22 protein-coding genes are annotated in these 19,364 nt (G+C 52.8%); 14 read left to right on the top strand and 8 right to left on the bottom strand.

All coding sequences use genetic code 11. The features are described from left to right. Positions 1-319: 319 nt before the first annotated feature. Positions 320-2,995: an aconitate hydratase AcnA gene (gene acnA / locus PsAD37_RS01040; RefSeq protein WP_063294560.1), complete on the bottom strand. Its 2,676-nt coding sequence runs from the start codon at positions 2,993-2,995 to the stop codon at positions 320-322. 466 nt (positions 2,996-3,461) lie between these two features. Between acnA and PsAD37_RS01035 the strand changes: the two genes are divergently transcribed. From PsAD37_RS01035 to PsAD37_RS00985, 10 genes are all read left to right on the top strand, one after another. Beyond that, a complete protein-coding gene (locus tag PsAD37_RS01035) occupies positions 3,462-3,902 on the top strand; it encodes a cupin domain-containing protein (protein WP_063294568.1) in 441 nt (146 codons plus the stop codon). A gap of 150 nt (positions 3,903-4,052) precedes the next feature. Continuing rightward, on the top strand, positions 4,053-4,757 hold the full coding sequence (ccmA, locus tag PsAD37_RS01030) for a heme ABC exporter ATP-binding protein CcmA (protein ID WP_208860058.1): 705 nt from the start codon (positions 4,053-4,055) through the stop codon (positions 4,755-4,757). A gap of 11 nt (positions 4,758-4,768) precedes the next feature. Continuing rightward, positions 4,769-5,428, top strand: coding sequence for a heme exporter protein CcmB (gene ccmB / locus PsAD37_RS01025; protein ID WP_181951980.1), 660 nt, complete (start codon positions 4,769-4,771; stop codon positions 5,426-5,428). A 178-nt stretch (positions 5,429-5,606) separates the two neighbouring features. Further along, positions 5,607-6,386 carry a heme ABC transporter permease gene (locus PsAD37_RS01020; RefSeq protein ID WP_063294559.1) on the top strand — a complete coding sequence of 260 codons (780 nt, stop codon included), beginning with the start codon at positions 5,607-5,609 and terminating at the stop codon, positions 6,384-6,386. A gap of 5 nt (positions 6,387-6,391) precedes the next feature. Beyond that, positions 6,392-6,622, top strand: coding sequence for a heme exporter protein CcmD (gene ccmD / locus PsAD37_RS01015; protein WP_063294558.1), 231 nt, complete (start codon positions 6,392-6,394; stop codon positions 6,620-6,622). A 5-nt stretch (positions 6,623-6,627) separates the two neighbouring features. After that, entirely contained in the window at positions 6,628-7,221 is a 594-nt protein-coding gene (locus PsAD37_RS01010; RefSeq protein WP_063294557.1) for a DsbE family thiol:disulfide interchange protein, read from the top strand. Between the two features lie 122 nt (positions 7,222-7,343). After that, positions 7,344-8,087 (top strand): thioredoxin family protein, encoded by a 744-nt coding sequence (locus PsAD37_RS01005; RefSeq protein WP_057464681.1) that lies wholly within the window; start codon positions 7,344-7,346, stop codon positions 8,085-8,087. Positions 8,088-8,255: 168 nt separating this feature from the next. Continuing rightward, positions 8,256-9,143, top strand: coding sequence for a cation diffusion facilitator family transporter (locus PsAD37_RS01000; RefSeq protein WP_057464725.1), 888 nt, complete (start codon positions 8,256-8,258; stop codon positions 9,141-9,143). A gap of 224 nt (positions 9,144-9,367) precedes the next feature. Beyond that, entirely contained in the window at positions 9,368-10,186 is an 819-nt protein-coding gene (locus PsAD37_RS00990) for a carbohydrate ABC transporter permease (protein WP_063294566.1), read from the top strand. A gap of 144 nt (positions 10,187-10,330) precedes the next feature. After that, positions 10,331-10,699 (top strand): hypothetical protein, encoded by a 369-nt coding sequence (locus PsAD37_RS00985; RefSeq protein ID WP_208991609.1) that lies wholly within the window; start codon positions 10,331-10,333, stop codon positions 10,697-10,699. A 76-nt stretch (positions 10,700-10,775) separates the two neighbouring features. On the opposite strand, the gene PsAD37_RS00980 is transcribed toward PsAD37_RS00985, so the two are convergent. The 4 genes from PsAD37_RS00980 to PsAD37_RS00965 all read right to left on the bottom strand — a co-directional run bounded on the left by PsAD37_RS00980 (position 10,776) and on the right by PsAD37_RS00965 (position 14,121). Continuing rightward, complete coding sequence (locus PsAD37_RS00980) at positions 10,776-11,141, bottom strand: nuclear transport factor 2 family protein (RefSeq protein ID WP_057464727.1); 366 nt, start codon at positions 11,139-11,141, stop codon at positions 10,776-10,778. A 364-nt stretch (positions 11,142-11,505) separates the two neighbouring features. After that, a complete protein-coding gene (locus PsAD37_RS00975) occupies positions 11,506-12,822 on the bottom strand; it encodes an ammonium transporter (protein ID WP_063294554.1) in 1,317 nt (438 codons plus the stop codon). 22 nt (positions 12,823-12,844) lie between these two features. Further along, entirely contained in the window at positions 12,845-13,183 is a 339-nt protein-coding gene (locus PsAD37_RS00970) for a P-II family nitrogen regulator (RefSeq protein WP_063291274.1), read from the bottom strand. A 365-nt stretch (positions 13,184-13,548) separates the two neighbouring features. Beyond that, a complete protein-coding gene (locus PsAD37_RS00965) occupies positions 13,549-14,121 on the bottom strand; it encodes a DUF924 family protein (protein WP_063294553.1) in 573 nt (190 codons plus the stop codon). Positions 14,122-14,214: 93 nt separating this feature from the next. Here PsAD37_RS00965 and PsAD37_RS00960 point away from each other — a divergent pair, with 93 nt between their 5' ends. Next, positions 14,215-14,439 (top strand): sulfurtransferase TusA family protein, encoded by a 225-nt coding sequence (locus PsAD37_RS00960; RefSeq protein WP_063308945.1) that lies wholly within the window; start codon positions 14,215-14,217, stop codon positions 14,437-14,439. A 21-nt stretch (positions 14,440-14,460) separates the two neighbouring features. Here PsAD37_RS00960 and PsAD37_RS00955 read toward each other — a convergent pair whose 3' ends face one another. Then, complete coding sequence (locus PsAD37_RS00955) at positions 14,461-14,754, bottom strand: 4a-hydroxytetrahydrobiopterin dehydratase (protein WP_063294551.1); 294 nt, start codon at positions 14,752-14,754, stop codon at positions 14,461-14,463. A gap of 155 nt (positions 14,755-14,909) precedes the next feature. Between PsAD37_RS00955 and PsAD37_RS00950 the strand changes: the two genes are divergently transcribed. Then, positions 14,910-15,395 carry a low molecular weight protein-tyrosine-phosphatase gene (locus PsAD37_RS00950; protein WP_063294550.1) on the top strand — a complete coding sequence of 162 codons (486 nt, stop codon included), beginning with the start codon at positions 14,910-14,912 and terminating at the stop codon, positions 15,393-15,395. Between the two features lie 67 nt (positions 15,396-15,462). On the opposite strand, the gene PsAD37_RS00945 is transcribed toward PsAD37_RS00950, so the two are convergent. Continuing rightward, positions 15,463-16,302 carry a phosphatase PAP2 family protein gene (locus PsAD37_RS00945; protein ID WP_063294549.1) on the bottom strand — a complete coding sequence of 280 codons (840 nt, stop codon included), beginning with the start codon at positions 16,300-16,302 and terminating at the stop codon, positions 15,463-15,465. A gap of 211 nt (positions 16,303-16,513) precedes the next feature. Between PsAD37_RS00945 and PsAD37_RS00940 the strand changes: the two genes are divergently transcribed. Next, positions 16,514-17,116, top strand: a complete 603-nt coding sequence (locus PsAD37_RS00940) for a 2-hydroxychromene-2-carboxylate isomerase (RefSeq protein WP_063294548.1) — start codon at positions 16,514-16,516, stop codon at positions 17,114-17,116. Here the strand turns inward: PsAD37_RS00940 and PsAD37_RS00935 are convergent. Continuing rightward, entirely contained in the window at positions 17,113-18,165 is a 1,053-nt protein-coding gene (locus PsAD37_RS00935) for a hybrid sensor histidine kinase/response regulator (RefSeq protein WP_208991607.1), read from the bottom strand. The two genes, PsAD37_RS00940 and PsAD37_RS00935, sit on opposite strands and share 4 nt — an antisense overlap. 162 nt (positions 18,166-18,327) lie before the next feature. On the opposite strand from PsAD37_RS00935, the gene PsAD37_RS00930 reads away from it, so the two are divergent. Continuing rightward, positions 18,328-19,356, top strand: a complete 1,029-nt coding sequence (locus tag PsAD37_RS00930) for an AEC family transporter (RefSeq protein ID WP_208991606.1) — start codon at positions 18,328-18,330, stop codon at positions 19,354-19,356. Positions 19,357-19,364 lie beyond the last annotated feature (8 nt).

Genomic DNA, 19,364 nt, shown 5'->3' with positions numbered 1-19,364 from the left:
GTTTCATTGTTGAACACTCTTTCCAAGGCATCCCGGTCCCTCCCTGAATGCCATGTTAATGTGTCAACCATCTCTCCGAACACCTGTAACCTATGTCTCCGGTATGTACACACCGAGCCGGGATCCAGTGCGGGGGTGGCTAAGGTTTGAGTGTGTGGCTCTGGGTCCCGCATCGCGCTGCGCTTGTGCGGGATGGCGTCGGAGGGGGATTGTTTGTGTGGGATGACATCGGTGGGGGTGGTGGCTCAGAAGGTGGGGTCGCCAATGAAAAACGGGCCTTGGAGGGCCCGTTTTTGTGTTTGTGGTGTGTCTGCCGGTTTTAGCCAGAGACCAGATTCCGCAGCACGTAGTGGAGGATGCCGCCGGCTTTGATGTATTCTAGTTCGTCTTCGGTATCGATGCGGCAGAGGGCTTCGATGGTTTTCTTTGAGCCGTCTGCGAATTCGACCTGAATGTTGACCATCTGGCGGGGCTTGAGGTCTGCTACGCCGAGGATGGTTACACGCTCCGTGCCATCGATGCCGTGGGACTGCCAGCTTTCGCCTTCTTTAAACGTGAAGGGCAGGACGCCCATGCCGACGAGGTTGGATCGGTGGATGCGCTCGAAGGATTGAGCGATCACAGCGCGTACGCCGAGCAGTTTGGTGCCTTTTGCTGCCCAGTCGCGGGAGGAGCCGGTGCCGTATTCCTTGCCTGCAAACACCACAAGCGGGGTGCCAGCTTCCTTGTATTCCATGCAGGCGTCGTAGATCCAACGCTGTTTGCCATCCTTGGTGGTGTAGCCACCTTCCACGCCCGGCACCATTTGGTTTTTGATGCGGATGTTGCCGAAGGTGCCGCGCATCATGACTTCGTGGTTGCCACGGCGGGAGCCGTAGGAGTTGAAGTCTTTTGGCGAGATCTGATGGGATTCAAGGTACTGACCTGCCGGGCTGTCTGCCTTGATCGCCCCAGCTGGGGAGATGTGGTCGGTGGTGATGGAATCCAGGAACAGACCCATGACTGCCGCGCCCTCAATATCGGTGAGGGGTGCTGGCTCCATGGTCATGCCTTCAAAGTAAGGCGGGTTCTGTACGTAGGTGGAGGCTGGCGGCCAGCCGTAGGTCATGCCGCCTTCTACTTTGATGTTCTGCCAGTGCTCGTCGCCCTTGAACACATCGCCGTAGCGCTCTTCAAACATCTCTTCCGTGATGGAGGTGCGGATGAGGTCTGTGATTTCTTCCGTGGTTGGCCACAGGTCCTTCAGGTAGACGGGGTTGCCGTCCTGATCCTTGCCGAGCGGGTCTTTGGCCACGTTGATGTTGAGCGAGCCTGCGATGGCATAAGCGACAACCAGTGGCGGAGAGGCCAGATAGTTGGCGCGCACATCCGGATTGACGCGGCCTTCGAAGTTGCGGTTGCCTGACAGCACGGAGCAGGCCACGAGGTCGTTGTCATTGACAGACTTGGAGATTTCCGGCGGCAGCGGGCCTGAGTTACCAATACAGGTGGTGCAGCCGTAGCCGGTGAGGTTGAAGCCGAGGGCGTCGAGGTCTTCCTGAACGCCAGCTTTCTCCAGATAATCCGTCACCACCTGAGAGCCGGGCGCCAGTGAGGTTTTCACCCATGGCTTCACGTGCAGGCCTTTGGCGCGGGCTTTGCGGGCCACCAGACCAGCGCCGATGAGAACGGACGGGTTGGAGGTGTTGGTGCAGCTTGTGATCGCGGCGATGACAACGTCGCCGTTGCCAAGGTCATGGTCGCGGCCTTCCACCGATGCGCGTTTAAACTCTTCGCCCGCCTTCTTGAATTCCTCCGCCATGGTTTTGGCAAAGCCTTCTGAGGCGTCAGCGAGGGAGATACGATCCTGCGGGCGCTTTGGTCCGGCGATGGATGGCACAACGGTGGAGATGTCCAGCTCCAGCGTGTCGGTGAAGGTTGGCTCCGCGTGGGTGTCGCGGTACATGCCCTGCACCTTGGCGTATTCTTCCACCAGCGCAATGCGGTGGGCGTCGCGGCCTGTGGACCTGAGGTATTTTAGCGTGTCGCCGTCCACCGGGAAGAAGCCACAGGTGGCGCCGTATTCCGGTGCCATGTTGGCGATGGTGGCAGCGTCTTCCAGCGAGAGGTTGTCGAGGCCGGGGCCGTAGAACTCTACGAACTTGCCGACAACGCCCTTCTTACGCAGCATTTCAACCACGGTGAGCACGAGGTCGGTCGCGGTGATGCCTTCTGCCATTTCGCCGGTGAGTTTGAAGCCGACGACTTCAGGGATCAGCATAGAGATCGGCTGACCAAGCATGGCCGCTTCTGCCTCAATGCCGCCCACGCCCCAGCCGAGGACCGCAAGGCCGTTGACCATGGTGGTGTGGCTGTCAGTGCCGACGAGGGTATCCGGGTAAGCGATGGTCTCGCCGTTTTCTTCCTTCGTCCAGACGGTCTGGGCGAGGTACTCAAGGTTGACCTGGTGGCAGATGCCAGTGCCTGGAGGCACGGCGCGGAAGTTATCAAACGCGGACTGGCCCCAACGCAGGAACTCATAGCGCTCGTTGTTGCGCTCATACTCGCGTTCCACGTTGAGCGCGAAAGCTGAAGTGGTGCCGAAGTAATCCACCATCACGGAGTGGTCGATGACGAGATCAACAGGAACCAGCGGGTTCACCTTTTTCGGGTCACCGCCAAGGCTGACGGCAGCATCGCGCATGGCGGCAAGGTCGACAACAGCTGGAACGCCGGTGAAGTCCTGCATGAGCACACGGGCAGGGCGATAAGCGATTTCGTGGGTGGAGGTACGGGTGGTGAGCCACTCAGCAACGGCCTTGATGTCGTCCGCTGTAACAGAGCGGCCATCTTCAAAACGCAGCAGGTTCTCCAGAACCACCTTTAGCGAGAATGGCAGTTTGGAAACGCCAGTCAGGCCGTTTTTTTCTGCTTCAGGAATGGAAAAGTAAGTGTAAGACTTGCCGCCGACTTGCAGCGTTTGTTTGGCATTAAAACTGTTTAGAGATTGTGTCATTCGGCGATCTCCTTATTTCGTTTCCCGCCGTGAACAGGAAACGGAGCTTTGAGCTGACGAACCTCTCCGATATCTCCCGGAGTTTAGTGGCTCGCCGTCATGGCGTTGGCTTGATCATTTAACAAATGCATTAAAAGCGCTTCTTGAAATTCAATCAGCTTATAGTTGTCGTCCCTATAGCGTCTTTCTGACGCAGGTTCCAGCTGAACCGCAGCGGAAGGCTAATAATTTACCTAGGGTGAGATTAGGCCGGAATGGGATGCCCGATCAAGCGGGTTTGGGTTTATATGAATCATATTATATACAGTAGTATACAATGTGTCCAGCCTGTGAGTTGGTCCTTTGTGGCTTTAAAGGCTCGGAAGGGGATTATCGGTAGGATGCTTCTGGTTCACTTATGAATAATCGCCGGAAGTGGCGAAAAAGTGCGCAGAGAATAGCTGAAAACAACAGAAAGGCGTTTCCAATGAAATCTGTAGTTTTGGTTGGTGCTTGCTGTCTGGTGTTGGGTGGATATGTCGTCAGTGCTCTGGCCCAGGAGAGTGGGGAGGCTTACTCAAACACTGAGGTTTTGCTGGATAAGAGTGAGACTACAGTTACGAAGCAGCCTTTGTTCTATCCGACTGGTCGGCAGGCTCAGGTGACGTCTCTCATCATTACGCTGGCACCGGGAGAGGTTGTTAAAGAGCATATGCATCCCGTTCCTCTTTACGGATATATACTTGATGGTGAGCTGACGATCACCTATGAGAAGGAGGCTCCTCTGACCTTTAAAAAGGGGGAGGCGTTTATTGAGGCCGTCAATACCTGGCACTTCGGCAAGAACACCGGAACAGTGCCAACGCGAATCCTAGCCGTGTTTATGGGAGCAAAGGATTTGCCGAATGTGATAGTGCCTCCTGAATAAAGTGGTTTGCGCAAAGACGGGATCATGCAAATCGCTTTAATTCTTTGTTGGAGCGTATCTTATCCGGAAATCGGATCCATTTTTCGGGATACGCCGTCAGTTTGATAAGCAGTGTGTGCTGCTGTGGTGGTTTCGGGCGCGATGAACCAATTGAAGTTAATCTGTCAGGGTGTTGCATGTGATCGCGGTGGCCGCAGAGTTTTGAACCATGTCGACTTCGAAGTTGGTTCAAGCGAAGCTCTGATTGTCCAGGGTCCCAATGGTGTCGGGAAATCCAGTCTGTTGCGCGTGATTGCAGGGTTGGTTGCGAAAGCCAACGGCACGATTGAGCTGGAAGGTGGCATGCCTGAACGCTCTGTTGCCGAGCACTCGCACTACTTTGGCCATCTTGATGCATTGAAGCCGCTGCAATCCGTCCTTGAAAACCTGAGCTTTTGGCGTGATTTCTTTGAGCCTGCAGCTTTTGGTGGTGGCAAAGTGCGTGAGAGCATGAGCGAGCTGGAAGCGCTGGATACTCTTGGTATTGCACATACTGCCAGTTTGCCAGCAGGGTACCTGAGTGCCGGACAGCGCCGACGCCTTTCGGTGGCGCGCTTGCTGGTGGTGCCACGTCCAATCTGGTTGCTTGATGAGCCGACCTCGGCGCTTGATAAGGCCTCTGAAGAGGTGTTGCTGGGGCTGATTGCCGATCACATCCACGCTGGTGGCCTTGTGGTTGCTGCCACACACCTGCCGCTCAACCTGCCAAACACCAAGTTCCTCAATCTGTCGCCTGTGACGACCGAGAGTGAGCATATGTTTGCCGGAGCGGATCTGGATGATTATTTCGACGAAGACGAGCAGGACGAGGGCTGATCATGAGTTGGATGAAGAGTCTTTTTGTCCGTGAATATCAATTGGCGAACCGCGTTGGTGGTGGTGCGCTGATCGGTGTTCTGTTCTTTCTGGCTGTGGTGACGATCTTTCCGTTCGGCGTTGGGCCGGACATGATCCTGCTGTCCCGCATTGGCGCTGCGATCCTCTGGATTGGCGCGTTGCTGTCGACTTTGCTTGGGCTCGATCGCTTGTTTCAGGCTGACCGTGAGGACGGCAGTCTTGAACTTCTGGTAATGTCCGGGCGATCGCTTGAGCTGGTTGTGCTGATTAAATGTGCTGCCCATTGGGCGGCGACGGGACTTCCGCTGGTGCTGGCAACACCGGTTCTGTCTCTCTTTGTGGGTCTGGATTTCCAGAGTATCGTTCTGGTGACCCTGACCTTGCTTGTTGGCGCTCCTGCATTGACGCTTGTTGGTGCGGTTGGTGCTGGCGTTACCGTGTCCATGCGGCGGGGTGGGGTGTTGCTCTCCATTCTGGTTATTCCGCTGGCAATTCCGATCCTGATCTTTGGTGTAAGTGCCGCGACAGCGGGAGCGATCGACTCTAATAACTTCCTCGTTCCGTTCCTGTTTTTGTGTGCCCTGACACTTTTTGGTCTTGTTGTTGGACCTCTTGCAGCAGCTGCAGCGCTTCGCGTTTCTGGTGACTGATGATGGCAGCCGCGAGGCTGCTGAAATTACCAGAAGCGTTAAGTCTATGTAAAATCGTCTAAAATGGGTGAAATCCCGAAGAAGTGAAGCGTCAAATTGCGCGTAATCAATGACTGTGATGGGTCCGTGACACTATGTACACATTGATGCTTCGTCATTCTCAGTTTAGAACGGCTCTATGACCTTATACGATCTTGCAAACCCAACCCGGTTCCTGAAGCTTGTGAAAGCTGTGCTTCCCTGGCTTATCGTTGCGACGGTCGCTGCGCTTGCAGTTGGCTTGTACTTCGCGTTTTTGGTTGCGCCTGAAGATTATCAGCAAGGCCAGACAGTGCGCATTATGTTTGTGCATGTCCCTGCTGCCCAGCTTGCATTGATGTGTTATGCAATGATGGCACTTTCTTCGATTGGTTCTCTGGTCTGGAAGCATCCGCTGGCTGATGTTTCGGCCAAGGCGTCTGCACCTATTGGTGCTGCATTCACATTTCTGGCTTTGTTTTCCGGTGCTGTCTGGGGTAAGCCAATGTGGGGGACCTTTTGGGTCTGGGACGCAAGATTGACCTCCTTCCTCGTGCTGCTGATTATGTATCTTGGCATTATCGCGCTGTGGAAGGCGATTGAAGATCCTATCAAGGCTGCAAAAGTGAACGCGATTATTACGCTGGTTGGCGTGATCAACGTTATCATTATTAAGTTCTCTGTTGAGTGGTGGAACACGCTGCACCAGCCGCCGAGCATTATTCGTGCTGATGGCCCTGCCATTCACTCTTCCATTCTTATTCCGCTTGGTTTGATGGCGTTGGCTTTTGTGCTTTTGTTTGTGACTTTGCATCTGATGAGCATGCGTAACGAGATTATGCGCCGTCGGATCAGAGCAATGCGGATGCGTGCAGCATCTGTTGCTCCGGCTGCTTCCAGCAGCACAGTCACGAAAGCAGCTCCTGCTGGTGCGAGGTAAGGACAATGGATTTTTCAGAGTTTGGTCGTCACGCTGAGTATGTGATTGCTGCTTATGCAATGGCTGCACTTGTCATCGCAGTGCTGATTATCTGGGTGCGCTCAGACAAATCTCAGTTGGACAAAGAAATGCAGGCGCTTGAAGCGAGCGGTATTCGCCGTCGTTCCACACGTCGTGCTGGTCCTTCCGTCAGCCAGGTGGTTTCCTCAGGTGCTGATGATAAGAGTGAGAGCTAACAGGAATGGCTAGTGATATGGATGAGGAAAAGAAGTCAGGCGTTTCTCCGCTGTTTCTTCTTCCGCTGATTGTTTTTGGTGCTCTCGCGGTTCTGATGGGTTTCATGATGCTGTCAGGCCATGATTCCAAGGAACTGCCTTCTGCACTGATCAACAAACCTGCGCCTGAATTTGCGTTGCCTCCAGTTGCCGGATTGGAGCGTGATGGTGTGCAGGTTCCAGGGTTCCAGCGCAGTGATCTTCTTGGTCAAGTGACCGTCGTGAACATCTTTGCGTCCTGGTGTGCGCCGTGCCGCGCCGAACACAAATACTTGATGGATCTTGCCAAGGATGATCGTTTTGAGATTGCTGGCCTGAACTACAAGGACACTGACGTTAAGGCGAACCGGTTCCTTGCTGAGCTGGGCAATCCCTATGATCGCGTTGGTTTTGACACTGGCCGGGCTGGCATTGAATGGGGCGTTTACGGGGTTCCTGAGACGTTCATCGTCGATGAGAAGGCTCAGATCCGCTATAAGTTTATCGGACCATTGAGTGCCGCCAGCTATCGAGATGTCTTCTTACCAGAACTTGAAAAAGTGCTGACTGAGTCCAAATAGAAGCAGTGCCCCTGATGCCTTCGGTTTTCAGGGGCTCACTGTGATGTGATTCTACAGTTATCTGGTTATTGTTTAGGTTAGCGCTGCATCAGCGATGACTTGAACAATTGCGAAGGGCCGAAATGCGGTGGTTTTCTGTAAATAGATTGACGGGTGTTATTCTCGCAGCGGGAATTGGTTTTGCGACCTCTCTCTCAGCTCAGGCGGAAACACCAAAGGCTGTGGTTGAGCTGTTTACCAGCCAGGGCTGCTCGTCATGTCCACCTGCGGACCAGTTTCTGGAGGAGCTTGTCTCAGACCAGAAGGATGTGGTCACCCTCTCTTACCACGTAGATTATTGGGATTACTTCGGCTGGAAGGACACTTTGGGTTCACCTGTGTTCACTCAGCGCCAGAAGGATTATGCCAAGAGCCGTGGTGATGCGCAGATCTATACGCCTCAGGTTGTTGTGAATGGCCGTGGGCATATGGTTGGCAGTGATCGCGGTTCTGTGAAGAATGCGATCCGCAAATCTTCTGGCATGAGCGTTCAGGTTGAGGCTATGCTTGATGACAACGCGCTTGAAGTTCAGCTCTCTGGTTCTTTGAAACAGCCAGATAAGAAGGCTGACGTTTATCTTCTTGGAATTGACAAGGAAGCAGTTGTAGAGATTCAGCGCGGTGAAAACGCTGGTACAACGCAGACTTATAAGAACGTGGTGCGCAGCATCATGCCGATTGGCATGTGGTCTGGTACCGCTGAAGTGTTCCGTTTGCCACGGACCGCTTTGAAGATGTTCGATTCCAAGAACTGGGCTGTTTTGGTTCAGACAAACTCCGGTGAGATGCCAGGCGAAATCATTGGTGCAGCTTTTTACGACAAGTAGAATTGGCCGATAAATTGCGAGTGATTTTCATTTGCAAACATTGAGTGCAAATAAGCATAAAAACTGGCTGTTTGACCCTGTTCCATTGTTTAATATGCCACTGAAACCTGATAGAGGACGATAACTTTCTAAGCAGTCGTCGAGTTTGAATTAGGGTGGATGTGGCACATGGACCAGAGCATGCGCTTTGCGCTGGGCAGCATCGTCATTGGCATACTGGTATTTACTCTTAAATACTTTGCCTTTGCGTTGACTGGCTCCATTGCGTTCTATTCTGACGCTCTTGAAACCTCCATCAATATTGCGAGTGCTTCTGCTGCTGCCGGTGCTTTGTATCTGGCGCGCAAACCTGCTGATCAGAACCATCCTTATGGACACTACAAGGCAGAGTATTTTGCTGCTGTTCTTGAGGGTGTTCTGATTGTTCTGGCGGCGATCCTAATCCTGCGCAAAGCCTATATGGGTTTGACTGAGCCTTATGAGCTTGAGGTCAATTTTCAGGGTATCGCGCTGAACTTCCTGTCTTCCGTTATCAACCTGTTCTGGGCAATGGCCTTGATGCGCATTGGTCGAGCACATCGCTCACCTGCGCTGCAGGCAGATGCCCGGCATATTATGACGGATGTTTATACATCTCTCGGCGTGTTTGTTGGTATCGCTGCTGTGTGGGCAACAGGCTGGCAGATGTTTGATCCGATCCTTGCGGGGATTGTTGCGGTTAACATCATGTGGTCCGGTTGGAAGCTGGTGCGTGAATCTGTTGGTGGCCTGATGGATGAGGCGGCTCCTGAAGAGGAGCAGGAGGAAATCCGGGCGTTGATCTCCAAGTTTGGAGATGGTGCGCTGGAGGCTCATGATTTGCGGACCCGCCATGCTGGACATGTGACGTTTGTTGATTTTCATCTGGTTGTACCGGGTGAGATGAGCGTTCTGGATGCCCATGCGATTTGCGATCGTATTGAGGAAGGCATCGCAGAAAAGATGCCGGGCGCACGTGTGACCATCCATGTTGAGCCGGAAAATCACGCCAAGCATTCAGGAATTGTGGTTTTATAGGCACTTAGAGAGCTTGAAACCTGGACTGCGTAGTTCTACGGTGTTTCCGTTGTTGCTGCGTTCTGTTGGTCTGGCTGCCTTTTGCCTTCTCTCTGGAACGATCCTTTAAAGCAGTTTGCCCGGAAATGGGGCCACTCCTACTGCTTTCAGTATTGTTGATTGCGTCTTTGTCTTCGAAAACCATGCTTCGTGGTGGGGGGCTGCGCTTCGTTTCTGAGATGAATATGCCCCGCAAACATTTCTTTGATCACCTTATTCTGCTTATCGGCGTGTTTTTGATCGTCGGGCCGGTGATCGTGATCGCTTTCTCTTCAACGCACTCTGGCGCTACGCTTGGTCAGGATGGCCTCCAGTTTCTGCCGGGGCCATATGGGGTGGAGGTGTATAGCCGGGCGCTGTTTGAAGGGCGTGGGTTTACTGGCGGTGTCACTGGCATAACCATGGCGTTGAACTCGCTCTATCTGGCTGCCGGGTTTGCACTGGCGAAAGTGGCTGTTTCTCTGTTGGCGGCGTATGCGCTGGTGTTTTTTCGGGTGCGCTTTGGGACGTTCTTTTTCTGGGTGATCCTTTGCAGTTTGTTGCTGCCTTTGGAGTCCCGGTTTTTGCCGACATATGCTGTGATCAGCAAGCTTGGGCTCGTGAACTCCTATCCGGGCTTGATGTTGCCGCTGCTGGCTTCTGCGGTTGGGACATTCTTCTTCCGCCAGTTTTTTCTGGGAGTGCCGGCTGAATTATCTGAGGCTGCGCGGATTGATGGGGCTGGGCCGATCAAGTTTTTGAAGGACGTTCTGGTGCCTGCGTCTGCGCCGATGATTGCGGCGCTCGGCCTGCTGATGTTTGTGCAGGGATGGAACCAGTATCTGTGGCCTGTGATGGTTTCCAGTGAGGAGACCAGAATGACATTGGTGCAGGGACTTAGCTTGGTTGGGCGCACAAGCCCGCAAGGGTTGGCGCTTGCTGTGCTGGCTATGCTGCCGCCGATCCTGCTTGTTGTGTTCTGTCAGAAAGCCTTTGTGAAAGGGCTGACAGACGGGCGTCAGTGATCACTGAGAAATCTCAAAGAGACCATAATTTCTGTCTTCTTTGAGACAGCGCTGCTTTGCGACCTTGCTACTTCTGTGTGGGTTACAGGTATCTTGCGAGCTTTGCTCCAGATGCGTCTCACGGAAGAAGGTCTCGGAATGATAATGCGTGGTTTCAAAGCACTTGCTGTTGTTGCTTCAATCGGTTTTGTCGGGTTGGTCTCTCAAAGCCCTGCTTATGCATGGGGTGAGTTGAGCTGCTCAGATCTGAATGCGACTATTTCAGACATCGATGATATTTCCGATGAAGTCTTCTTTGAAGGTAGCGTTCGTGCTGGCTCAAGTGCTGATGGTGTTCTGGGTCACCTGATTGATGTGGGTCGCTTGCTGAGCGAGCTGGAGGGGGATGGTAAACTGGACCGCGCGGTTGACCGGTTGGAAGATGCATGGATCGATGAGGACTGGAGCGGCTACTCCTTTGCTCTGGATGATATCGCAGATCGTCTGGACTACTTTTACTATCGCGACTGCTGAGCAAGTGCCTCAGCTTTCGAGCGATGCGACCAAGTCCGGCCATGTGCCGGGCTTTTTTGTGATCTGCCTCGTGATCTCAAGATGCGGCGCTGAAGTAGTCTTCTCGCAGCAGCGCGGTACCGTCTGATTGCAGAACCCAGAGTTCTTTGGAGATGTTGCCGTGGGCTTTGTTCATCTTCCAGTCAGAAGAAAGGATTGCGGAGCTTTCGCCTGATGCGACGATTTTGGGGTTGATGTACTCGATTTTTGAGAAGCCTTCCCGAATGAGCATTTGCCAGAACTCGAGAATTTCGGCTCGTCCGTGATAGGTGCCAAACGGTTTGGCCTCCATAACAGCGTTTGCCTCATAGCAGTTGGCACAAGCTTGAGCATCACCCGCATTGAACGCGTTCTGCCACTTCTGGCTGGCCTCTTTAACTGCTGCTTCCAACTCACTGTTCATCATTGGACTCCAAAGCTCGGGCGCTTGCGCCTCTTTGTTTGGACGTAGGATGAAGAGCGAATCTTGATTAGAAATGGACGTATATGGCATTCCTGAAAGTACCACCTATGAAAGGTGAAGTCCGTCTTTCAAATGTGGTAGGCGGATTTGAACCGACTAGTAAGCTGGGGTATCAACATTCCTAAGCTTTTGGGTTGCTTTGATTTTGTAGTATTTAGCGTTTGAACACAGAGCTATCTATTGAGAGAAAATGATAGGCTGGCAAATGCTGCCATAGAAAAAGCCCGGCGGTGGTTGCCGGGCTTTGTGATTTCATCTTTTAGTTCTGGGAGAGTGTTTTGATCCTCCCAGAATTGGTGCGAACTCAGAGACGCTGGGAGCCGGTTCCGAATTCTGGATAGGCTTCGACACCAATCTCGGCTTTGTCGAGGCCCATGGCTTCATCTTCTTCTGTGACACGCAGGCCGATCACCAGCTGGATTGCGTACCAGACAATGGTGGAGGCCACGAAGGTGAAGATGCCGACGGCTGCAACGCCGATGAATTGGGTGACGTAAGACGCGTCAGAGTTGGACAGCGGCACGATGAGCGTTCCCCAGATGCCAGCCAGCAGGTGAACCGGGATTGCACCAACTACATCATCGATCTTCAACTTGTCGAGCATTGGCACTGCAAAGACGACAATTGCGCCACCGACGCCACCAATGATGACGGACTGGAGTACGCTCGGAGCCAGTGGTTCAGCGGTAATGGAAACAAGACCAGCCAATGCACCGTTCAGAGCCATTGTAACATCGACCTTCTTATAGAGGGCCTGTGTCAGGGCAATTGCGGTGACCACGCCGCCTGCAGCAGCCATGTTGGTGTTTGCGAAGATGCGGGAGATGTCTGTGACGTCACCAATGGTGCCCATTGCGAGCTGGGATGCGCCGTTGAAGCCGAACCAGCCGAGCCACAGAATAAAGGTGCCCAGAGTTGCCAGTGGCATGGAGGAACCCGGCATGACGTAGACCTGACCGTTTTTGCCGTACTTGCCTTTCCGCGCGCCGAGGATGATTGCGCCGGAAAGAGCTGCCCAGCCACCAACGGAGTGGACGAGAGTGGAGCCTGCAAAATCAGCAAAGCCCATTTCTGAGAGCCAGCCAGCGCCCCACTGCCAGGAGCCAGTGATTGGGTAAAGGACACCTGTGAGGATGACAACGAAGATCAGGAAAGCCCAGAGCTTGATGCGCTCTGCCATAGTGCCCGACACGATGGAGGCTGTGGTTGCGCAGAAGACCATCTGGAAGAACCAGTCGGACGCTGTCGAGTAGCCTGCGTCCAGAGCATCGCCACCGACAGGGTCAAAGGAGTATGGGCCAAAGGAACCCATGAAGCCGCCATCAACGCCAGTGTACATGAGGTTGTAGCCGGTGATCCAGAACATCAGGCCAGCGATGGAGTACAGGGCGATGTTCTTAAGGCACTGCATTGAAACGTTTTTGGTGCGGACGAGGCCCGCTTCAAGCATGGCGAAGCCTGCAGCCATCCACATCACCAGAAAGCCGCCAATCAGGAAGAGCAGGGTGTTGAAGATGTAAGCGGTGTCGACAGCTAAGGCATACTTTTCTTCTGCCATGACTGGACCTGCGGAAAGTGCCAGGAGTGAGCCTGCGGCAACAAGGGTGGAGGCGCGTTTCATATTCTCTGTCCCCTTCATTTCATTATATTGCTTCTGCGTCGGCTTCGCCGGTGCGAATGCGGACGACCTGATCAATGGAGTAGACGAAGATTTTGCCGTCACCGATCTGGCCGGTCTTCGCTGCGCTGCCAATGGCTTCGACAACTTTGTCTGCCATGTCTGCTGCAACTGCGACTTCGACCTTTAGTTTTGGGAGGAAGGTGACGGCGTATTCTGTGCCGCGGTAGATTTCGGTGTGCCCCTTTTGCCGGCCATAGCCTTTGACTTCGGTTACCGTGAGCCCCTGGATGCCTAAAGTGGTGAGTGCGTCGCGCACTTCATCCAACTTAAAGGGCTTGATGATTGCCATAATGATTTTCATGTCAGATTCCCGTTCCCCTCTCTCATCGATTGCGCCGTAAAGAGTTCTGGAGACCTCTTTGGGACCGGGAAAGTTGCCAGTTATCTGGTCGTTCTCAGAATGCCCGGCCGGCACACTTGCCCTCTCTCTTTCAAGGAGCGTGCCAGTTTTGAGAAATATCGATTTTTACGTAGATTCTGGAGGACGGAAGTGTTGGAATAAACTTGAAAATTCAGCGGCTTGATTGAAATTAAATTTTCTTGTTGTGACGTTGAAGTAGTTGGGAGGCGCAGAATATGACTGTCAATAAAATAGGCAGAGCCATAAAATGACTCTGCCTATTTTGTAATCATGTATGGTGTGTGTTTAATTTTTAATCAGATTGCTTATGCTCTGAAACCACCAGAGGCGAGAAACTCGGTTTCTTCTGGTGTTGAGGTCCGGCCGAGCACTTCGTTGCGGTGAGGGAAGCGGCCAAACCGGCGGATCACGTCCATATGGATCAGCGCGTAATGGTAGGTGTCCTGATCGCCAAGACCGCGGAACAGGTCTACGCTCAAATCCTGCATGTCCATCTCTTCAGAATGCTCAAATGGCAGGAAGAAGAACATGCGATAGCCCATAGGAAAGGCGGTATGGAAGTTCTTGTTCAATGACTCAAGAGCGACTTTTACAGCTTTGGGATCGGATGCAAATGCTTTTGAGGAACCGCGGTAGATGTTGCGCGGGAATTGGTCGAGCAGCAAAAGGAGGGCCAACGTGCCGTGAGGTGTTGCTGTCCAGTTGTCGTAATCTCCGCGATTGGCGGCTTCTACATCGGCTTCAAAGTTCTTACGAATTTCCTGATCGAACGCTTCGCCGCCGTTGAACCATTTGGGGCCGCCTGCTGTCCACCAGAAGTCCAGAATCTCAAGCGCTTTGCTGGTCTCTGTTTTTCCGTCCAGTTCCATCGTCGCCATGGTCTACTCCCCAATATTCACTTTACTGTTGCGCAAAGTTCCGTTAGCCCAGCATCAAACACAGTGCACACTCGAGTACCTGGTGAAACATTGGTGGAAGATACAAATATTCTGGACCTGAGAGGTCTCAACTGCCCACTGCCGGTGATGAAGACGCGCAAGCATCTTAAGCGTATGGCAAAAGGCGAGCAGCTTGTTGTGAAAGCTACTGACCCAATGTCTGCAATCGATATTCCACATATGTGCCAGCAAGACGGCCATGTGCTGATTGAGAATAAGATGGTAGGTGACGTGCGTCAGTTCAAGATTGAATGCTGATTGCGCTCTTCCTGAAAAAGATTAAGCCTCGCACAGCCTGTCCAGTTTGCGGGCGAGCTTGAAATCCAACTCGGTCAGCCCACCTGCATCATGGGTGGTAAGTAACACATCCACTTTGTTGTAGGTGTTCGTCCATGTAGGATGGTGGTTCATCTTTTCTGCCAGAATTGCAGTGCTGGCCATGAAGCCAAATGCACGTGCGAAGGACCGGAAGGTGAACGTGCGTTCTATCGCGTTGCCATCTTCAGACAAGGTCCAATGCGGTAATTCTGCTAGGGCAAATTCTTTTGCGGTAGAGGTTAACAGCTCGGGCACAAGACCACCTTTGGTTTTGTTGCAAGGGGTGTCTCAGATTTAGTAGGTTTTTCTGACTCGCAAAATCCATGGATATTTGAGTAGATCCGCGCGAAAGTCTGGAGCAAAGATTTCGGCTGGGTTAAATATTCGGGCAGTCAGATTTGGAGGGAGCAGTGGTCTTGTTGCAGCGTCGTGTACTGTTTGTGTGTCTTGGCAATATTTGTCGTAGTCCGTTGGCAGAGGGTGTCTTCCGTCATCATGTCAAACAAGCTGGACTGGAAGAGCAGATTTACGTGGATTCCGCTGGAACTGCGAACTGGCATAGTGGCAAAAAGCCGGACATCCGCAGCGTCCAGACAGCGCAAAAGCATGGCGTTGATATTTCTAAACAGGAAGCGCGCCAGCTGATTGATGAGGACTTTGAGAAGTTTCACTACATCATTGCGATGGATGCCAGCAACCTAACGAATATTCAGTCTAAAGCGCCGTATCTGCATACAGCAAATGTGCGCTTGCTGCTTCAGGATGAGCAGAAGGATGTGCCGGATCCGTATTACGGAGCGAATGAGGGCTTTGATGAGGTGTATGATCTGGTGAGCAACGGGACTTACAATCTGCTTCAGGAGATCCGCGAGGAGATGGAGCCGACCGAGATCTAGGCTCTTTACAAGATATTGAAGAAAAGCTCCGCAGCTGGTTGCGGAGCTTTTTTGCTTTTTGGGCTGATTATTTGAATTTGCGCAGGAAGCTTTTGCTGCTTCGTGCGCACCAGCAGGCAGCGCGGCCAAGTTTGGCACGCAGCCAGTTGCCACCTTTGGTGAAGGAGGTATCCAGATTAGCGGGCTGGGCCCATGTTGGCGTGCGCTGGTATAGGTAGTGATAGACACCCACAATTACGAGCATGGTGATGCCCCAGGAGAGCAGGGTGTCTGAAAAGAAGTGCCCGCCGAAAGCCACACGGTTGGCGGAAAGGAAAAAGACCAATGCCCCGATTGCTGTCGCCAGAGGAATGCGCCAGGTTTTGGGGGCGATAAAGACCAGCACGAACAACCAGATGGATGCTGATCCTTCGCCGGATACAAACGAGCAGTTACTATCACAGTGGTTAGTAGGTTGCCAAACGCCGATGAATGGCAGGTCTCCGCCAAAGATCTCTGTTTGGCGTGGGCGTGGGCGGCCCCACAGGTTTTTGAAGAACGCGTTGACAACAAGGCCGGGTCCAAGAATGAGCGTGGATACGACGAAGATCGGGTGACGGAGATCCATCAGTGCTTTGATCTTTGGAAACGCGAGCTTGAAGAGCATCACAAACAAGGACAGGCCTGCGACCCACTGGAAGATGTAGACGCCGAAGTATCGCAGACCGCGCCAGAACGGGTCTTTTGAAACAGGGAAACTGCCTTCGCCGTCATAAAAGAAGGTGGATGCCCAGATATCCAGCCTCGGGAAGATCAGGAAGATTGCTGAGACGACAAGGATATATGTCAGGATTGCCGTGAACGGGCGTTCACCGCAAAAACTAATGATTTTATTTAGGATTGAAGTCTTCGAACCGTCTTTTGCCACGGGAATTCCTGAGTTCGCTCTTTTGGGTTACAAGGCGGTATACTTGTTTTCGAAGGTTGCGCCAATGTGCTGCCTTGAAATTCCATTGGTGCTCAGCAAGATTACGTCTCGCAGTGCCAAACCCCCATATAGGGGCCTGCGAGATAAATTCAAATTGTTTCCATTGCCGTAGGTTGGGTCTTACCGGTCTATTGGATCAGAAAGAGAATAAATGCCTCGGCTCGCGTTTTATTATGAATTTGCCAGCCCATACTCCTACCTGACCGCAGCACGTATTGAACAGCTTGCGAAAGACAGGGGCATCGATATTGATTGGCGGCCTTTTCTGTTGGGGCCGATCTTCCGGCGTCAGGGGATAGAGAGCTCTCCATTTTTAGAGAACCCGAAGAAGGGGGCTTATATGTGGCGGGATGTTGCGCGTACCGCTGCAAACCTCGGCTTGCCCTGGAAGAAGCCACAGATCTTTCCACAGCACAGTCTGTTTGCCTCTCGTATTGCTTTTGCGGGACGTAAAGAACCGTGGATCGGTGCGTTTACCCGCGCTGTGTATCACATGGCTTTTGTGCTGGATGAGGATATCTCCAAACCAGAGCTGATGATTGCCTTGTTGCGTGAGCTGGATCTGGATGCAGATAAGGTCATGCGGCAGGCTGAAACCACTGAGGTCAAGATTGGCTTGCGGGCAGCGGTTGCGGAGGCAGAAGCACTGGGTGTGTTTGGGACACCAAGCATGATCACTGAAAAAGGCGATCTTTATTGGGGTAACGACCGCCTTGATGAAGCGCTAGATGCTTCCTTTGTGCGGATTGGCTAGCTGACCTTCTGAAGCGTGCTTTCCAGCAGGCTGTAGAGGGCTGACGGGTTGATAGGCTTTTCCAGAATTTGCGTGAAACCTTGTTTGAAGAGCGTTGGGCGGTCTTCCGGCGCGATGCTTGCCGTGATCGCGAAGCTAGCTCTATCCTTGGCGTGTCCGTTTGCCTGCATCTGAGTGAGTGTTTCCGAGCCGCTCATTTCTGGCATATTCAGATCCAGAAAGATCAGGTCGGATGGAGTTTTTGACTGTACAGCCAACGCCTGCTTTCCACTGTCTGCGATGCGCACAGTCAGGCCAAATGATGAGAAGATTGCTGCTAGCAACTCCCGGTTTGGTTCATTATCGTCAACCACCAGCACAGAGCCAGAAAGCTTGGAGCGCGTCATATTTTGGGCTGAAGTAGAAAGTTGCTGTGTCTGCTCGATCTCTTGGATTGGCAAAACCAACTCAAAACAGGCAGCATGCTCGGTATTGGTGATGAGCCTCAGGTCTCCGTGATGGTCGCAGGCAAGGTGCCGCGCACTCCAGAGCCCGAGGCCATGGCCGTCGGAATTACGTTTTGGCGTTGGGGCGGCGTCCAGATGTGAAGCTTGCTCTGGTGTCAGGCCTGGGCCAGCATCCTTGAGCGTTACCACGATGTTGGGTTGATGGTTTGAGAACTTGATATGTGCGCTGAGCGTGATGGTGCCCGTATTGCTGTACAGAATAGCATTATCAACCAGGACTGCGAGAATGCGCTGCAGTTCATCTGACTGGGTTTGGTAGGCTGACATCGCTTCTCGTGACCCGCGGTAGGTGAGGGTGTGACCAGAGCTTGCTGCCTGTGGTGAAAACAAATCTGCAATGTAGGTGAGCTGATCCAAAAGTGATTTTGCTTGAGGCCCTGCCTTGCTTGTTGCATGGCTATGATGCTCAGCCTGTGTGTTTGCGCCGAGGATTGCACCTGTCAGCTTCGCAAGTGAGTTGATGGCTGTTTGCAGGGTGTTCAGATGATGTTGCTGCCGATCGCTGAGTGGTTCCTGTGCGATCAGATCCGAAGCCGTTTTCATGGCAGACAGTGGTGTCTTCAGGTCGTGCAACATCCTGCTTTGGAGCCAGTTTGGGCGCAGGCATGAGATAACTCCTTGATCAATCCTCGAAGAAGAGCCTAAAACACTGGCAGGAAAAGTTCGCCCAGTTCTGGCAAGGATCCACCGAGATTTTGTTTTTTGATGCTGCAAGCGCACCTGCTTGCCCTTTGGGAGAGTGCTGTATGGTGGAAAGAGAGCGGACACGGAATGCTGTTTAGTACGCTGCAGGTGGTGTTTCCCATTTTTGCGACAGTGGGTGTGGGGTATGGCTTTGGATATGCCGGGCTGCTGAGCAAGCAGGTCGGTGACAATCTCAGCACCTTCTGCATTACCGTGCTTATTCCGGTTCTGATCTTCCGTACTCTGGCGACATCTGATCTTGCTGGTTTGAGCCCATGGGCGCTTTGGGGCACCTATTACACGGCGCTGGCAACCAGTGCTGTGCTGGGTGGTTATATGGTGCGCAAGGTCTTTGGGCGAGAAGCAAGGGCTGCCTGTATTGGTGGATTTTCTGCTGCGTTCTCCAACATGTCGTTGGTTGGTATTCCGGTGATTACCTCAGCCTTTGGGCAGGAGGCGTTGGTTCCTATTTCACTTATCATCTCCGTGCATGCACCTTCTGTAACACTGGTGTTTGTGTTGGCGATGGAGCGAGCGGTAGTGGTGGATGGCTACCAGGAAGCGCGGCCTTTCAAAGACGTTATGCATTCGCTGTTCACCACGCTGATCAAGAGCCCGCTGGTTATTGCTATTTTGCTGGGGGTGGGCTGGAATTTCTCGGGTTATGAATTGCCTGTGTTGCTGGATGGTGTGCTGCATCCTCTGGCAAAAGCTGCGAGCCCGGTTGCGTTGTTCTCCGTTGGTATGACGTTGCTTAACTATGGTGTGCGCGGGAACATTGCCATTGGCAGCGTGTTGAGTTTGCTCAAGATTGTGCTGATGCCTGCGTTGGTGCTGGCTTTGGGCGCTTATGTGTTCCCGCTCTCGCCACTTTGGGTGGCGGTGGCGACACTGGCGGCGGCTTGCCCAACTGGTGTTGTGGCCTACCTTTATGCCAGCCAGTTTGGAACCGGGCATGCCATGAGTGCAAACTCTATCAGTCTGACGACCATTTTCTCAATAGTCACAATGAGCTTCTGGCTTTGGATCTTAAACTTTCTGGGCTACTAAGAAGGTCT

It is taken from the genome of Pseudovibrio sp. Ad37, from assembly GCF_001623075.1.
Taxonomy (GTDB): domain Bacteria; phylum Pseudomonadota; class Alphaproteobacteria; order Rhizobiales; family Stappiaceae; genus Pseudovibrio.
This window is presented reverse-complemented; position numbering and strand designations above follow the sequence as displayed.

Bases quoted from the DNA above. Each gene is read 5' to 3' on its own strand.
- PsAD37_RS00930 (WP_208991606.1), top strand. From the start codon at position 18,328: ATGCTGCAAGCGCACCTGCTTGCCCTTTGGGAGAGTGCTGTATGGTGG.
- PsAD37_RS01000 (WP_057464725.1), top strand. From the start codon at position 8,256: ATGGACCAGAGCATGCGCTTTGCGCTGGGCAGCATCGTCATTGGCATA.
- PsAD37_RS01020 (WP_063294559.1), top strand. From the start codon at position 5,607: ATGACCTTATACGATCTTGCAAACCCAACCCGGTTCCTGAAGCTTGTG.
- PsAD37_RS00980 (WP_057464727.1), bottom strand. From the start codon at position 11,141: ATGAACAGTGAGTTGGAAGCAGCAGTTAAAGAGGCCAGCCAGAAGTGG.
- PsAD37_RS00990 (WP_063294566.1), top strand. From the start codon at position 9,368: ATGCCCCGCAAACATTTCTTTGATCACCTTATTCTGCTTATCGGCGTG.
- PsAD37_RS00965 (WP_063294553.1), bottom strand. From the start codon at position 14,121: ATGGCGACGATGGAACTGGACGGAAAAACAGAGACCAGCAAAGCGCTT.
- PsAD37_RS00985 (WP_208991609.1), top strand. From the start codon at position 10,331: ATGCGTGGTTTCAAAGCACTTGCTGTTGTTGCTTCAATCGGTTTTGTC.
- PsAD37_RS00940 (WP_063294548.1), top strand. From the start codon at position 16,514: ATGCCTCGGCTCGCGTTTTATTATGAATTTGCCAGCCCATACTCCTAC.
- PsAD37_RS00975 (WP_063294554.1), bottom strand. From the start codon at position 12,822: ATGAAACGCGCCTCCACCCTTGTTGCCGCAGGCTCACTCCTGGCACTT.
- PsAD37_RS01010 (WP_063294557.1), top strand. From the start codon at position 6,628: ATGGCTAGTGATATGGATGAGGAAAAGAAGTCAGGCGTTTCTCCGCTG.
- acnA (WP_063294560.1), bottom strand. From the start codon at position 2,995: ATGACACAATCTCTAAACAGTTTTAATGCCAAACAAACGCTGCAAGTC.
- ccmB (WP_181951980.1), top strand. From the start codon at position 4,769: ATGAAGAGTCTTTTTGTCCGTGAATATCAATTGGCGAACCGCGTTGGT.
- PsAD37_RS01035 (WP_063294568.1), top strand. From the start codon at position 3,462: ATGAAATCTGTAGTTTTGGTTGGTGCTTGCTGTCTGGTGTTGGGTGGA.
- PsAD37_RS00935 (WP_208991607.1), bottom strand. From the start codon at position 18,165: ATGAAAACGGCTTCGGATCTGATCGCACAGGAACCACTCAGCGATCGG.
- PsAD37_RS01005 (WP_057464681.1), top strand. From the start codon at position 7,344: ATGCGGTGGTTTTCTGTAAATAGATTGACGGGTGTTATTCTCGCAGCG.
- PsAD37_RS00970 (WP_063291274.1), bottom strand. From the start codon at position 13,183: ATGAAAATCATTATGGCAATCATCAAGCCCTTTAAGTTGGATGAAGTG.
- ccmD (WP_063294558.1), top strand. From the start codon at position 6,392: ATGGATTTTTCAGAGTTTGGTCGTCACGCTGAGTATGTGATTGCTGCT.